14 protein-coding genes are annotated in these 13,584 nt (G+C 56.5%); 9 read left to right on the top strand and 5 right to left on the bottom strand.

Going from position 1 to position 13,584, the window contains the following annotated elements:
• Positions 1-381 precede the first annotated feature (381 nt).
• The 6 genes from AC6ROY_RS04850 (at position 382) to glyS (ending at position 5,617) form a co-directional block, all read left to right on the top strand.
• Positions 382-753: a hypothetical protein gene (locus AC6ROY_RS04850; RefSeq protein WP_500098902.1), complete on the top strand. Its 372-nt coding sequence runs from the start codon at positions 382-384 to the stop codon at positions 751-753.
• Between the two features lie 114 nt (positions 754-867).
• Positions 868-1,248 carry a hypothetical protein gene (locus AC6ROY_RS04845; protein ID WP_500098901.1) on the top strand — a complete coding sequence of 127 codons (381 nt, stop codon included), beginning with the start codon at positions 868-870 and terminating at the stop codon, positions 1,246-1,248.
• A 139-nt stretch (positions 1,249-1,387) separates the two neighbouring features.
• Positions 1,388-1,759, top strand: a complete 372-nt coding sequence (locus AC6ROY_RS04840; protein WP_500098900.1) for a hypothetical protein — start codon at positions 1,388-1,390, stop codon at positions 1,757-1,759.
• Positions 1,760-1,897: 138 nt separating this feature from the next.
• Positions 1,898-2,254, top strand: coding sequence for a hypothetical protein (locus AC6ROY_RS04835; RefSeq protein ID WP_500098899.1), 357 nt, complete (start codon positions 1,898-1,900; stop codon positions 2,252-2,254).
• A gap of 398 nt (positions 2,255-2,652) precedes the next feature.
• Positions 2,653-3,540 (top strand): glycine--tRNA ligase subunit alpha, encoded by an 888-nt coding sequence (gene glyQ / locus AC6ROY_RS04830; protein WP_500098897.1) that lies wholly within the window; start codon positions 2,653-2,655, stop codon positions 3,538-3,540.
• Complete coding sequence (gene glyS, locus AC6ROY_RS04825) at positions 3,533-5,617, top strand: glycine--tRNA ligase subunit beta (RefSeq protein ID WP_500098896.1); 2,085 nt, start codon at positions 3,533-3,535, stop codon at positions 5,615-5,617. The genes glyQ and glyS overlap by 8 nt, the downstream gene beginning before the upstream one ends.
• Positions 5,618-5,724: 107 nt before the next feature.
• Here glyS and AC6ROY_RS04820 read toward each other — a convergent pair whose 3' ends face one another.
• Positions 5,725-5,874 (bottom strand): hypothetical protein, encoded by a 150-nt coding sequence (locus AC6ROY_RS04820; RefSeq protein ID WP_500098894.1) that lies wholly within the window; start codon positions 5,872-5,874, stop codon positions 5,725-5,727.
• 88 nt (positions 5,875-5,962) lie between these two features.
• Between AC6ROY_RS04820 and AC6ROY_RS04815 the strand changes: the two genes are divergently transcribed.
• Entirely contained in the window at positions 5,963-6,616 is a 654-nt protein-coding gene (locus AC6ROY_RS04815; protein WP_500098893.1) for an SGNH/GDSL hydrolase family protein, read from the top strand.
• Between the two features lie 102 nt (positions 6,617-6,718).
• Positions 6,719-7,951 carry an aminopeptidase gene (locus tag AC6ROY_RS04810; RefSeq protein WP_500098892.1) on the top strand — a complete coding sequence of 411 codons (1,233 nt, stop codon included), beginning with the start codon at positions 6,719-6,721 and terminating at the stop codon, positions 7,949-7,951.
• Between the two features lie 190 nt (positions 7,952-8,141).
• On the opposite strand, the gene AC6ROY_RS04805 is transcribed toward AC6ROY_RS04810, so the two are convergent.
• The 4 genes from AC6ROY_RS04805 to AC6ROY_RS04790 form a co-directional block, all read right to left on the bottom strand.
• Entirely contained in the window at positions 8,142-10,223 is a 2,082-nt protein-coding gene (locus AC6ROY_RS04805) for a TOMM precursor leader peptide-binding protein (protein ID WP_500098891.1), read from the bottom strand.
• Positions 10,223-12,343: a hypothetical protein gene (locus tag AC6ROY_RS04800; protein WP_500098890.1), complete on the bottom strand. Its 2,121-nt coding sequence runs from the start codon at positions 12,341-12,343 to the stop codon at positions 10,223-10,225. The genes AC6ROY_RS04805 and AC6ROY_RS04800 overlap by 1 nt, the downstream gene beginning before the upstream one ends.
• Positions 12,344-12,438: 95 nt before the next feature.
• Positions 12,439-12,891: a DUF6376 family protein gene (locus AC6ROY_RS04795; protein ID WP_500098889.1), complete on the bottom strand. Its 453-nt coding sequence runs from the start codon at positions 12,889-12,891 to the stop codon at positions 12,439-12,441.
• Between the two features lie 157 nt (positions 12,892-13,048).
• On the bottom strand, positions 13,049-13,207 hold the full coding sequence (locus tag AC6ROY_RS04790; protein WP_500098888.1) for a hypothetical protein: 159 nt from the start codon (positions 13,205-13,207) through the stop codon (positions 13,049-13,051).
• Between the two features lie 194 nt (positions 13,208-13,401).
• Between AC6ROY_RS04790 and AC6ROY_RS04785 the strand changes: the two genes are divergently transcribed.
• Positions 13,402-13,563, top strand: coding sequence for a hypothetical protein (locus AC6ROY_RS04785; RefSeq protein ID WP_500098887.1), 162 nt, complete (start codon positions 13,402-13,404; stop codon positions 13,561-13,563).
• Positions 13,564-13,584 lie beyond the last annotated feature (21 nt).

Genomic DNA, 13,584 nt, shown 5'->3' with positions numbered 1-13,584 from the left:
TTCGATAGATTCTATCTAGAGTATACCATACAGGAAAATATAGTAACGTTATTTTAGGTTCTTTGTACTAGCTACAGGTATTAGGCATAAGGCTAATGCGGCGTTTAATCCAAATGATTTTGATGTGGATGCTTTTATAGTAAGTGATGAATTAGCTGCGAGAATTGGTTCCTCAAGATCTTTTAGGGACGGGAGGCTTTTGGGGGGAATGCCCAAAATATCCGATGATTTAGAAATAATTTTTAGGAATACATTTTCTGGTTATCGTTACGAACCTTCGAAACGATTTACATTTCGAGTATGGACGGAAGAAGAGTTTGTGAAGAAAGTGTTGCCAAATGGAGTTAAGATGATTGATTAGACAAGAAAGGGTGAATTTGATTGGTTAAAATCCCGTTTATTGTTGGAGGCGTGGCGTTTCGATCGGAAATGACCATCGAGGAAGTTGCGGATATAATTTCGGAGAGGCTGTTCGCAGGCTTAAAATTTGGAGGCAAAGAGCTCGAAATATACGATGAAGTTCCTGCGATCGTGCTCCCTCCCATCCTGGGCTTGACTTTGGTTATCCAAGGTTATAGCGGTATGGAGAACAGGTTTTTTTTGGATATTGTCCCAGGAGTAAGCTTTGGGAGTGATCTACCGCAGAAGCGTTGTGATCTGAGTAATTATCTGATTGAACTTTTCAAACAAGTACTGGCCGACGTGGACAGTATTGAAGTGCTGGAGTTGGAAACCAGAGATGATAGCGAGTAAAAGCGAGCGATGAGGAAAAGTCGAGCGGCTTCTTATGGGGCAATTCAACTTTTTCCCACAGGACGAAATCAGACAGAATGCTATGATTTTCAATAAATTCAAGTAAAAGGGGACATGAAATTGAAAAAAATCCCGTTTTTCGTGGCGACTGCATCCTTTCGATCCGAACTGACCATTGAAGAAGTTTCAGACATCATTTCCGACAAGTTGTTCGGAGGGTTACGGTTTGGCGGCAAGGAGCTAGAGATTTACGATGAAGTTCCAGCGGTAACGATTCCGCCCGTTCTTGGTCTATCTTTTATTATTAACGGTTACAGTGGCAAAGGATATAGAGAGCACTTTAATTTAAGTGTTCATCCGAGCGTAACTTTTGAATATGGGACAATGGAGGAGTACGATTTGAGCCACTATTTGACTGAAGTGCTGAAAAAAGTACTGGCCGATGTGGACAGCATTGAAGTGCTGGAGTTGGAAACCAGAGATGATAGCGAATAAAAGCGAGCGATGAGGAAAAAGTCGAGCGGCTTCTTATGGGGCTGCTCGACTTTTTTCTGCAGGACTGAAGAGGAATTTGTGAAGAAAGTGTTGCCAAACGGAGTTAAAATGATTGATTAGACAAGGGAGGCTGGCAAAGTTGCAAAAAATCTCATTTCTTGTTGGGCACGTGGCGTTTCGATCTGAATTGACCATCGAGGAAGTTGCCGATATTATTTCGGAGAGGCTGTTCGCAGACTTGAAATTTGGAGGCAAGGAGCTCGAAATATACGATGAAGTTCCTGCGATCGTGCTTCCTCCCATCCTAGGTTTAATGGTGGTTATTCAAGGTTACAGCGGCATGGAAAACAATTTTAGTTTGAATATTACCCCAAGAGCAAGCTTTGAAAATGATCCACAGCGGAAGCGTTGCGATCTGAGTGATTATCTGACTGAATTATTTAAAAAAGTGTTGGCCGACGTGGACAGCATTGAAGTGCTGGAGTTGGAAACCAGAGATGATAGCGAATAAAAGCGAGCGTTGAGAAAAAGTCGAACGGCTTCTTATGGGGCTGTTCGACTTTTTTCTGCAGGACTGAAGAGGAATTTGTGAAGAAAGTGTTGCCAAACGGAGTTAAGATGATTGATTAGAAAAGGGAGGCTGAAAAGGTTGCAAAAAATCTCATTTCTTGTTGGAGACGTTGCGTTTCGATCTGAATTGACTATCGAGGAAGTTGCGGATATTATTTCGGAGAGGCTGTTTGGAGGCTTGCAATTTGGAGGCAAGGAGCTAGAAATATACGATGAAGTTCCTGCGATCGTGCTTCCTCCCATCCTAGGTTTAATGGTGGTTATTCAAGGTTACAGCGGCATGGAAAACAATTTTAGTTTGAATATTACCCCAAGAGCAAGCTTTGAAAATGATCCACAGCGGAAGCGTTGCGATCTGAGTGATTATCTGACAGAATTATTTAAAAAAGTGTTGGCCGACGTGGACAGCATTGAAGTGCTGGAACTCACTGAATAGCAAGGCTTGTAAATTAAAACGTTTGCCCAAACTGAAATATTTGACATCAGACAGCCGTTCGCATAAAATAACATCAGAATTGAATCGTTCTCGATGAAGGAGAAGGTTGCCGGACACCGTCGGCACAGGCAGCGAGCCGGGGAGAGTGGAAGCCCGGAGTGACGGACCAGGCAGCATGGCGCTCCCGAGAGACATGCCTCGGAAAAAAGCGGGTTCTCCAGCCGGAGAACCAAGTAGGGTGGAACCGCGAGAGCTAAAGCTCCCGTCCCTACGTCGGCCAGATCGGCGGACGTAGGGACGGGAGCTTTTTGCATGCCGATAACCGTCACCACACGCGCCGCTGATTAGCCGCCGAAACATTTAGCCGAATGATTTAAATGAAAGGGAGCGAATTGACCATGAATTTTCAGCAAATGACGCTGACGCTGCAGCAGTTCTGGGCAGAGCAAAACTGTATCGTTGTGCAGCCGTACGACACGGAGAAGGGCGCGGGTACGATGAACCCGATGACGTTCCTGCGCACGATTGGGCCGGAGCCGTGGAATGTCGCTTATGTAGAGCCTTCCCGCCGTCCGGCGGACGGACGTTACGGGGAGAACCCGAATCGGCTGTACCAGCATCACCAGTTTCAGGTGATTATGAAGCCGTCGCCGGATAATATCCAGGAGCTGTATCTGGAAAGCTTGGCGCGCCTCGGCATTGATCCCCGCCAGCACGATATTCGCTTCGTTGAGGACAACTGGGAGTCGCCGACGCTGGGCGCTTGGGGCCTCGGCTGGGAGGTATGGCTGGACGGGATGGAAATTACGCAATTTACGTATTTCCAGCAGGTCGGCGGGATTGACTGTCACCCGGTAGCTGTCGAGATTACGTACGGCATGGAGCGGCTTGCCTCCTATATTCAGGAGAAGGAAAACGTATTTGACCTGGAATGGGTGGAAGGCGTTTCGTATGGCGACGTGTTCAAGCAGCCGGAGTTCGAGCATTCGAAGTATACATTTGAGGTGTCGGACGCGGCAATGCTGTTCCAGCTGTTCTCGACCTATGAAGCGGAAGCAAAGCGGGCGATGGAGCTGAACCTCGTGTTCCCGGCTTACGATTATGTGTTGAAATGCTCGCATACGTTCAACCTGCTGGATGCGCGCGGCGCGATCAGCGTGACGGAGCGGACAGGTTATATCGGACGGGTGCGCAATCTGGCCCGCTCGGTGGCGGCGACCTATTTGCAGGAGCGGGAGCGGCTTGGCTTCCCATTGCTGAAGAAAGGGGTGGAGCAGCATGGCTAAGGATCTGCTGTTGGAAATCGGGCTGGAGGAAGTGCCTGCCCGGTTCGTACGCGCTGCGATGGAGCAGCTGAAGGAGAAGACGGAAAAGTGGCTGGAATCGAGCCGACTCGCTCACGCGGGCGTTCAGGCGTTTGCGACGCCTCGGCGGCTGGCTGTGCTGGTAACGGCGCTGGCCGACAAGCAGGAGGATGTCAGCGAGGAAGTAAAGGGTCCGGCGCGCAAGGTAGCGCAGGATGAGGCGGGCAACTGGAGCAAAGCGGCGCTCGGCTTCGCACGCAGCCAGGGCATCGCTCCGGAGGAGCTGTTTTTCCGCGAGCTGGGCGGTGTGGACTATGTGTACGGCGTAAAGAGCAGCCAGGGCGTGGAGGCGGCTTCGCTGCTGCCGGAGGCGTTGCCTGCACTGATTACTTCGCTGACGTTCCCGAAAAATATGCGGTGGGGCGGCTACGAGCTGCGTTATGTGCGTCCGATCCGCTGGCTTGTCGCGCTGCACGGCGCGGAGGTTGTGCCCTTTGAAATTACAGGTGTTGCGTCCGGCAATGTGACGCGCGGTCATCGTTTCCTTGGACAGGATGCGGTCATCGGACAGCCTGCGCAGTATGTGAAGAAATTGAAGGAGCAGCATGTGCTGGCCGATGTGGAGGAGCGCCGTCAGGCGATTGCGGCGGGCATCGACGCGTTGGCTGCCGAGCGTGGCTGGCATATTGCGGTCAAGGACGATTTGCTGGAGGAAGTGCTGTTTCTGGTGGAAACGCCGACGGTGCTTGCCGGTTCGTTTGATCCGGCGTTTCTGTCGATTCCGCAGGAGGTGCTGATTACCTCGATGCGCGAGCATCAGCGGTATTTCCCGGTGCTGGACAGCGAAGGAAAGCTGCAGCCGCACTTTGTTACAGTGCGTAACGGCGATGAACTGGCGCTGGATGTCGTAGCCAAAGGAAACGAGAAGGTGCTGCGCGCGCGGCTGTCGGACGCGAAGTTTTTCTACGAGGAGGATAAGCGTCTCGTGATCGCGGATGCGCTCGCGAAGCTGGAAGCGATCGTGTACCACGAGGAGCTTGGCTCGATCGGCGACAAGGTGCGACGCATTCGGGCGATTGCCGACAAGCTGGCCGGACATCTCGTCGTGGACAGCTCGCTGGCCAGCCATGTGAGCCGCGCGGCGGACATCTGCAAGTTCGACCTCGTCTCGCAAATGGTGTATGAATTCCCTGAGCTGCAAGGGATTATGGGCGAGGATTACGCGACGCTGGCCGGCGAGGATGCGGCGGTCGCGCGTGCGATCAACGAGCATTATTCGCCGCGCAACGCTGGAGACAATCCGCCTGCTACGGTCGTCGGAGCGCTCGTCGGCATCGCCGATAAAATCGACACGATCGTCGGCTGCTTCTCGATCGGGATTATTCCGACCGGCTCGCAGGACCCGTACGCGCTGCGCCGCCAGGCGGCCGGTATTGTCAGCACGCTGCTCGCGCACGGGCTGGAGCTGACGCTGCCTGCGTTGTTTGAGATCGCGCTGGACGTGCATGCAGGCCGCGGCTTGAAGCGGGAAGCGGCGGACATTCGCCGCGATTTGCAGGAGTTTTTCAACCTGCGCGTGAAAAATGTGCTGACCGAGCGCGGCATCCGCTACGATGTCGTCGATGCGATTCTCGGCGCAGGCGCCGTCGACGTGCGCCGCACGTTGCTGCGCGCCGACGCGCTGGCTGCTGCAGCTTCCGAGGACAACAAGGATGCGCTGCGCAAGGCGGTCGAGTCGTTTAACCGCGTCTGCAATCTGGCGGCAAAAGCGGACTCCCGCGAGGTCGATGCGGCGTTGTTCGCCGAAGCGGCTGAGGGCATGCTGTATGACAAATGGCAGCAGACGCACGGACAATTTGCCCAGGCGGTTGCGGAAGCGCGGCTGGCCGACGCTTATGACGTGCTGGCTTCGCTCGGCGAGCCGATTACCGCTTTCTTCGATGCGGTAATGGTCATGGCCGACGATGAGGCTGTGCGCCGCAACCGGCTGGCGCTGCTGGCCGGCATCGCCGAGGACATTCAGGCATTTGCCGACTTCTCGAAGCTGGTGGCGAAGTAAGCTCTCGACGCTGGCGGCAGCGAGGCGCTTCGCTTATGAAGAGAACGCGCATATAGCAGGAACTGGATACGATGGGGTGGGCCGCGGGGCTTGCTCCATCGTTCTTTTTACGGCTTGCCTGGCTCTGCCCGCGGCTTCGAGCCGATGCTGCCGGCCGATGGAGGTCCGGTTGCTGTCCGCCGGCTGTTCGGCAGCGTCTGGTTGCTGTTCGTTTGCTGGCAGGCTACTGTTCGGTCGCTGTCTGGTTGCGGCAGCACCCGGAAAAACTGCTTTACACCATCTGGAAAGCGCTTATACTGGTGGAGGGGAACGGAACTTTTAACTGATTCAGGAGGGTGAGCACGGATGGAGAAAACATCCAGAACGTTTTTATTTCAGGGAGATTCGATCACAGACGCGGGCCGCGGGCGCAATGAAGATAATCGGCATCTGCTGGGCAGCGGCTACGTGCCGATGGTTGCGGGCGAGCTGGGCGTGAAGCTGGCGGAGGAGCTGCCGGTATTTGTCAACCGGGGGATCAGCGGGAATCGTGTGTCCGATTTGTATGCGAGGTGGAATGAAGATGCAATCAGCCTGCGACCGGCGCTGATCAGTATCTTGATCGGGGTCAATGATGCCTGGCGGATCATGGCGGACTTGCCGAGCGGTGCGACAGACCGTTTCGAAAGGGCTTACACGCATCTGCTCGCGGAGACGCGCGAGGTGCTGCCGGACACGGGCCTGGTGCTGTGCGAGCCGTTTGCGCTGCCTGGCAGCGCCACGGTGGAGCGCTGGAGCGAATGGCGGGCGAAGCTGGATGATTACAGCGCGATTGTGCAGCGGCTGGCGCAGCAGCATGAGGCGGTGTTCGTGCCGCTGCAGGCGGCGTTCGATGCGGCGGCTCAGCGGGCCGATGCAGCTTACTGGTTATGGGACGGCGTTCATCCGACCGCAGCCGGGCATCAGCTTATTGCCAGACAGTGGCTGACGGCGGCGCAGGGCAGCAGGCTGGCGCTGTAAGCGGGAGCAGCTGGAGGACGAAGCGACCGGGCGGCTTTTTGAAATTCACCTGTGCGGGCGCTATAATGGGATGAATCTGATGTACATAAGGAGATTTTGTCGATGATCCCTACAACGAAGCAATTGGAAAACTATGCGGAGCTGGCCGTTAAGGTCGGCGTGAACGTCCAGCCGGATCAGACCGTCGTTGTGATGGCCCCGATCGCTGCCGCCGACCTCGTCCGGCTGATCGTAGCGAGCGCGTACAAAGCGGGCGCAAGACATGTCCATACGGAATACAATGATGAGGAATTGGCGCTGATCAAATACCGCCTCGCTCCTGAAGAAGCATTGGGAGAATATCCGGCATGGCGGGCCAAGTCGATGGAGGAGTACGCGGCTGGCGGCGCGGCTTTTATTCAAATTTATGCGCCTAACCCGGATCTGCTGAACGGGGTGGACCCGACGCGGATTGCGACGGCGACCAAGGCGGCATCCATTGCGCTGAGCGCCTACCGCGCCTATCTGATGAACCACACGAACTCGTGGTCGCTGATCTCGTACGCTACGCCGGAGTGGGCGGCCAAAGTATTTCCGGAGCTGCCTGCTCAGGAGGCCGTCGCTCAGCTGTGGGCGAGAATTATCGACGCGACCCGTCTGGAAGCGGCCGACCCGATTCAGGCTTGGCAGGATCACAATGCGACGCTGCTGCAAAAGGTGGAGCTGCTGAACAGCAAGCGCTACAAGCAGCTTCGTTATGAAGCACCGGGCACGAGTCTGACGGTCGAGCTGCCAGAGGGGCATGAATGGCTGGGCGGAGCCAAAGGCAACAGCCGGGGCCATCTGTTTAACCCGAACATGCCGACCGAGGAAGTGTTTACGATGCCGCACAAGGATAGCGCAAATGGCACGGTGCGCAGCACCAAGCCGCTGAATTACCAGGGGCAAGTGATCGACGGCTTTTCGCTGACGTTCAAGGACGGCAAGGTGGTCGATTTCAGCGCCGAGCAGGGCAGCGAAGCGTTGGCCAAAATGCTGGAGACCGACGAGGGAGCGGGCAGGCTCGGAGAAATCGCGCTGGTGCCGCACGACTCGCCGATTTCCAACTCGAACGTTATTTTCTACAACACGCTGTTTGATGAAAATGCATCGTGCCACCTCGCGCTCGGTCAGGCGTACCCGGTTAATCTGGAGGGGGGATCGTCGATGCAGCCGGATGAGCTGCTGGCGAAAGGGGCTAATCGCAGCTTGATCCATGTCGATTTTATGATCGGCTCGCCGGACATGAATATCGACGGCGTGACCCAGGACGGGACAACCGAAGCGATTTTCCGCAACGGCAACTGGGCGATTTAGTGTAGCTTTATCCAGCATCCTCGATGGGTGTCGGTAAAGGGAAGCAGCAGAAAGGCTGCGTGCAGACCATTTGTCTGGCGCAGCCTTTTTGCAATGCTCGTATCCCGGATCGCCGGATGAAGGGGCGCAATGAACAGGTCATGTTGGGGATTCCCTGGGCCAACGATGGCGACCGCAGCAAGCGGCATGCTTACGGAAACGGATGGGGATGCGGATTGAGCTGCAGGGCGGTCAGCGGCTGTTTCGAATAGCCTAAGAGGGCAGGGACCGTCAGTATCCGAGTCAATCCGTGCAGCCGGGTAAGGTGATGGCCGAAGGTCATCGGCAGCAAGCCGGGAACGATGACTTTCACCGCATGCAAGCCGAGCTGACGCATATCCGGCGACGTCTGATCCACGACCAGCACCTCCAACAGCAAGCGGCGGAAGCGCTCCACGATCTCGCGCAGCTCCTCAGTCAGATCCGGATGAGCGCTCCGGTGCGGAAATGCTTGCCGGAACGATTGCGCAGCCGGGCGCGCGGATTCGGCGGTCATGTCGTGCCGGTGCTCACTCAGCAGAAAATCCAGCCGCTGCTCCGCTTCCGGCAAGCCGTACAGCAGCGAATGGTCCTCCATTCGGCGGACAAGCAGAGCGTCCTCCAGCATCGCCGCGGCCTGCTCCTGCTCGCTTTGAAAAGCTTCATTCAGCGGCAACAGCAGTCCGCCAAGCTCGTGAAGGGCGCTTTTGACCGCTTTGACCGGGTCCAGATGGGCGCCCGCTGCGCAAAGCAGGTTCATGCTCACGCTGCCGCCGGATTGCCGGGCTGTGTCTCGGCGAAGCCGCGCGATTACCCACACACTGGGAATGCCATGCTCCAGCGTCGTATTGAAGGCGTGCAGCTCGTAACCGGTTAAGGCTTCCAGCCGTTCGACCATAAACAGCAGCTCCAGATCGTCCGCGCTATGCAGCTCCAGACGGGGGACGGGCAACCGCGCGTACCAGGTCAGCAGAAAAGAATCGCGCTCGACGACCTCCAGCAGTCCGTGCAGGATCGCTTCCTCCAGACTGCCGCCAACCGCGCAGCCGTTGGAGGTTTCCTGCACGAAGCTGCCGTCGCCTGCGGAAGAATAGTAGGCAAACCGTTCCGGCAGCAGCAGCGGCTGTCCCTCCGTTAACGAAAAGCCCCATACCCATGCTAGCGAGCGGTCTTCCGTAAACGGTTCAAACGGGAAATCCGGCTGTGCATACTGCTCCGGCGTGTACAGCCCTGCCCGGCGAGGGTCAAACGGGTGCAGCTGCTGCTCCTTCAGCGAACGCCAGCTTGCCTGGACAACCGTCCGTTTGCCGCGCGGAGCGACCCCGCAATACCGCTCCAGCCCTTCCAATATAGCAGTCAGCTTGCTTTCCGCAAAGGTATGCGCCCGCCCGCCTGTCAGCTCGTCACTGCCGGAAAATAACGGCAGATTCACAAGCGAGCTTGCAAACGGGGCGGAAAAATCGTGGACGCTGCTGTTGAACAGGCCAGTCCGCGCATCGACATAACGCGTCGGGAGCAAGCGACTCAGCGCTTCCATCGGGCGGCTGCGGTAGCTCTGGGCATGCAGCCTGGGACTGGGACGCAGTATAATCCGGGCGGCTTCGGCGCAATCGTCCGGCAAGCTGCCGCAGCCTGGACAGAGTGGATCAGGCAACAGCGGATGCCGCGTTGCCTGCAAGGTGCGGAGGTTGAGCAGCAGCAGTTGGTTTTCCGCGTCGCTGCCGGCGCGGTTCGAGACGTTGTCGCTAGCGCTGGCTGACGTGCTGGCATAAGGCGAGACGTTGGCGTCCAGCGCCCGGCCCGCTTCCGCGGCGATCAGGCAAGCGGCTTGACGGAGCGCGAGCGATGAAATTGCCGGCTGGTGAGCATCTGTGTCCGCGTCTGTGTCGGCAGTCAACAGCCGGGTCATTAGCAGCTGCAGCTTTTCGTCTGAATCATGTCCGGCAAGCTGACGCCGCCGCTCGGCGCATTGGGCACAGCCTGGTGTGCCGGGAACAACGAGCGGGCCGATGACAGCTTCGTCTACCGAAACGAACCCGGTGAGCCAAGGCGTGCCGCCGCGTTGAAGCCGCTGCTCAGCGGCTGCAAACCAGGCTTCATCCGCTTCATCCCGCAGCAGCAGCGTTATCTGCGAATCTGCTGGCATAACCACAGAAGCCTCGCTTTGCCGCGTGACGTAGAAACGCTCCGCCAGCTCGGCGTGAACAAGCAGCGCGAGCTGTCCTTCGCCAATAATCGTCATCGCGGCACTCATCAACCCGACACCTCCTCTAGCACGCAGCCAATGATACGAACAGGTCCATCGCGAACAAACGGCTCCAGCTCCAGCTCGAAAAATTGAGGCGCTTTTCCCGCTTGCGCCAGCAGCTGGAGAGCACAAGCAACTAAGCGGTGCGGCTCCTCCTCATGCTCTCGAATGCGTGGGAACAGCGGTTGGGAGTCCGGATTTTCGCCAGGCTTGCAGGCCGCAAATGGCCCGATGGCGGGCTGCGATGTGCGTAATGGAAGCGCGTGTCCTGTTAAGTTCGCGCCGCTTGCCTTGGGCCATCCGGGTTCACTGTCAGAGACCTGCCTTCGTTGAAGCCCAGGTGTCTCAGACACATGCGTTGGCTGGTTGCCGCCAGCCGCAGCGTTTTGCCCTGATTGCAGCGTCAACAAAAGCGCTCGCCGCAAGGCTAACATCGGGTGCAGTCCGGGACAGCCCCGCCACCAGCCGTTTAAGCCGACCCATGCGGTAGGCAGACCGTGCAAAGCTTCGCCACGGGCGATTTGCGGCGGTTGTCGGTACAGCAACGTCAGCGCTTTTATGTAAAAACGGCATTCGGGATCTTCGATCGTGCCCGGTTCCACTTGCATCGCAGACGGGGGGAACCGCATCCAGGGAACTTGTATGTGCAAGTGACTTGCAGGTGGAGGCGGCTGTGTCAGTAGATATGGAGCGTCAGGGTCGTTAAAAGGAGAAGACGGCTGTGTCCAAGGAGACTGCATGGCTGACGGCTTGCCAGATGCAGGCGAATTTGTCCACGATGATTGTGTTTCTGGCCGCACGGCTGTCGTTGAAGCAAGCTCTGCGTCCAGGTCCGCCAGCAGGCTGCGGGCTATGGCTTCGGCCCAGCTCATGCCAGCTCCGATTGCGGGCGGAGCCTGCTGTTGGCTGACGTTGCCTGCGGAGCCGACTTCGGAATCGGCAGGCAAACGGGCCAGCCGCGCCGCATAAGCTTCAATGCCCTGCAGCCCCGCTTCCCGGCGGGCAGCCTCATGGGTCAAGCCGCCGCAGATTATAGCTGGCAGCACATTTGCGGGGGCGCAGCCTTCGCGGGGCGGAAGCGGATCGACGGGCTGGACGCAGCACTGGCTTAGCGGCAGCTGGCTTAACTCGCCTTCCTCCCACGAATGGAAAATGCCTGTAACAGGCGAGGTCAGCCGGTTAAAAACGTCGTACCAGCTTTCCGAGGCGCTTTCGGTTTCATCCGAGTCCATCAGCAAACCTGCGGGATCTTCGAGATACCTGGCTGTCGCTCCTCCGGATACGAACGGGTGAGTGTGAAACGTATGCCAGCCGCCTGTGCCACCCTCGGCATCCAGCAAAAAAAATTGCTGCATCGCTTCCGGCTCCGACGATTGTGTAAGCAGCTTGAAGCTTTCGAATACAAGCAGATTGACGAGCAGTGCTTCGTTGACGGGCGAAAGCCTGCGAGCGGGCTGCCCGCCAGGTGTGTCAAGCGCGGCTTGATGCAGGCACAACCAAGCGGATGTCCAGTTGTACGGGCAGTCCGGGCTAATAACAGGACCGGTCATGCCCCGGCTGCCTATGCCAAACGCCGGAAAAACAACCTTTTGCTCCAGCATGCAAGCGAACTGGACCGTCGGCCAAAGCTCTGCAGGACTATCCGGCCTGTGCGGCGAGACGTAAATAATCAGGTCAAATGGACGGACCGCCTCCTGCCAGTCGTTGAGCGTGAAGCAGCGCGGCTCGACCGCCTCCACACAGCCAGAGGCGTCACCGGCTAGAGGCAGATCGTCCGCGCTTACAGTGAAGCTGTGCAGCTTGACCGCCTTCATGTCCATCGGTCGGGGCTGTCGCTTTGTGCTGCTGCCGCGTTGTGCTTGCGTGGACTGCTCCGCGCGCGGTGCTGTATGTATATCCAGCACACGCAGCTGCGAAAGCCCGGATTGCTGCAGGCTGGAGGCGAGTGTGCGTAAAAGGGAGCCTGACCCGATTGCGAGCACGCTGCTTTCGCCGTAGGCTGAACATTTTGCTGCTGCGGACTGCGGCTCGCCGGGCTGCTCTGAAAGGTGAAGCTGCGCGCCTAATTCGGCAGCCGGTGAGGCGTCCGCCGATTGCAGCGGGAAACTGTCATGTAAACTGCTCATGGTTACCTCCTGATCAAGGAATGAAAATCTAAAGAAGGCGTCTACTGCACGCAAGGTCGCTTTGGACGTTAGCCATTTCAGCACACTCTTTAAGCTTATGACACGAATAGCAAAATAGAGCTGGAGCGCGGTTTTTGGACGCCTATGCAGCAGCAGAAAAAAGCGCTTGAAGGCACAATTACATGCCTCAAGCGCATATTGGTGATTTGTTCTTTTAATTGGATCAACCGCTGCTTCAAGGCTTCACGCGCTTCGGGGTCTGTTGCGGCTTGCGCAACCAGCTGCTCTGCATTTCGTCCCAATTCGGTTAACGATTGCATATGAGCCGTTGTGGATGCGGCAAAATCTACGTGCTGCTCGACCTTTTGCAACACGCCGCAGCCTGGTGCGACGAGCAGCAGGAGGAAAAGAAACAGGAAGCCAACCTTTTCTTCATGCGAGTTGTCACTCCTTTTAAGTTCAACTGATGATGCTTCGACTGTAGAACTTCTTACGTTAGAAGCCGCGGAAGGTTCCAGCGCACGGGAGCTGCGACGTTCAGAGGCCAACAATCAGATGCCGCTGTCATTTTCCGTCAAGGCTATGAAGAGGGGTGGTCCAAGCAGGGCGGTTCGTGGACGAGGTAACGCAGGCGTATGCAGCTCATGAACTCAAGCCAAAAGGGGCTGGCCTGTGGGCCAACCCTTTTTCTGCATGTATGATAAATTATTGCAGCGGAGCGAGAAACATCGCTTCATTGCCCAGTGCCAGATGAATCAAAAAATAAAATAGCGGAGAGAACAACGCGGCGACGAACAAAACGATGATCAGCGGCAAGCCTCTGTAAGCAGATTGTGGAGTGGAGCTTGTGGTCACTTTTTGCATAGCGGATTCCCCTTTTCGATGAAAATAACGATTACCGTTCTATAGCTCACAGTTTAAACAATATGACACCAGATGTAAGTGATGTAGATCACAGGCAAGGGTGAATACCGTCACGTTGCATATTCTTTTACTGCCACCGATAGAGGGAGGCATCCTCCTTGCCTCGGGCTCTACCATATGCAGGCTGCTCGGGCATGGCATTCGCGGCTGTGGATGTACCCCTGCCAAAGTATTTGTTAATGATGTATAATCGCGAAGGACTGTGCTTATGCGTACGGTTTTGCTCGCCGGGCATCGAGGAAGGGGCGATTAACCCGTTCATCGTGCGCGCCTTGAAGCTCGTCAGGCTGGCGTAGGCATCATCGTTAATAGATTTG

The organism is Paenibacillus sp. sg306046, from assembly GCF_059821225.1.
This window is presented reverse-complemented; position numbering and strand designations above follow the sequence as displayed.

What these genes read in the sequence shown, in the direction of transcription:
- glyQ (WP_500098897.1), top strand. Translation starts at nt 2,653, where the DNA reads ATGAATTTTCAGCAAATGACGCTGACGCTGCAGCAGTTCTGGGCAGAG.
- AC6ROY_RS04810 (WP_500098892.1), top strand. Translation starts at nt 6,719, where the DNA reads ATGATCCCTACAACGAAGCAATTGGAAAACTATGCGGAGCTGGCCGTT.
- AC6ROY_RS04785 (WP_500098887.1), top strand. Translation starts at nt 13,402, where the DNA reads ATGGCATTCGCGGCTGTGGATGTACCCCTGCCAAAGTATTTGTTAATG.
- AC6ROY_RS04805 (WP_500098891.1), bottom strand. Translation starts at nt 10,223, where the DNA reads ATGAGTGCCGCGATGACGATTATTGGCGAAGGACAGCTCGCGCTGCTT.
- AC6ROY_RS04845 (WP_500098901.1), top strand. Translation starts at nt 868, where the DNA reads ATGAAATTGAAAAAAATCCCGTTTTTCGTGGCGACTGCATCCTTTCGA.
- glyS (WP_500098896.1), top strand. Translation starts at nt 3,533, where the DNA reads ATGGCTAAGGATCTGCTGTTGGAAATCGGGCTGGAGGAAGTGCCTGCC.
- AC6ROY_RS04800 (WP_500098890.1), bottom strand. Translation starts at nt 12,343, where the DNA reads ATGAGCAGTTTACATGACAGTTTCCCGCTGCAATCGGCGGACGCCTCA.
- AC6ROY_RS04815 (WP_500098893.1), top strand. Translation starts at nt 5,963, where the DNA reads ATGGAGAAAACATCCAGAACGTTTTTATTTCAGGGAGATTCGATCACA.
- AC6ROY_RS04790 (WP_500098888.1), bottom strand. Translation starts at nt 13,207, where the DNA reads ATGCAAAAAGTGACCACAAGCTCCACTCCACAATCTGCTTACAGAGGC.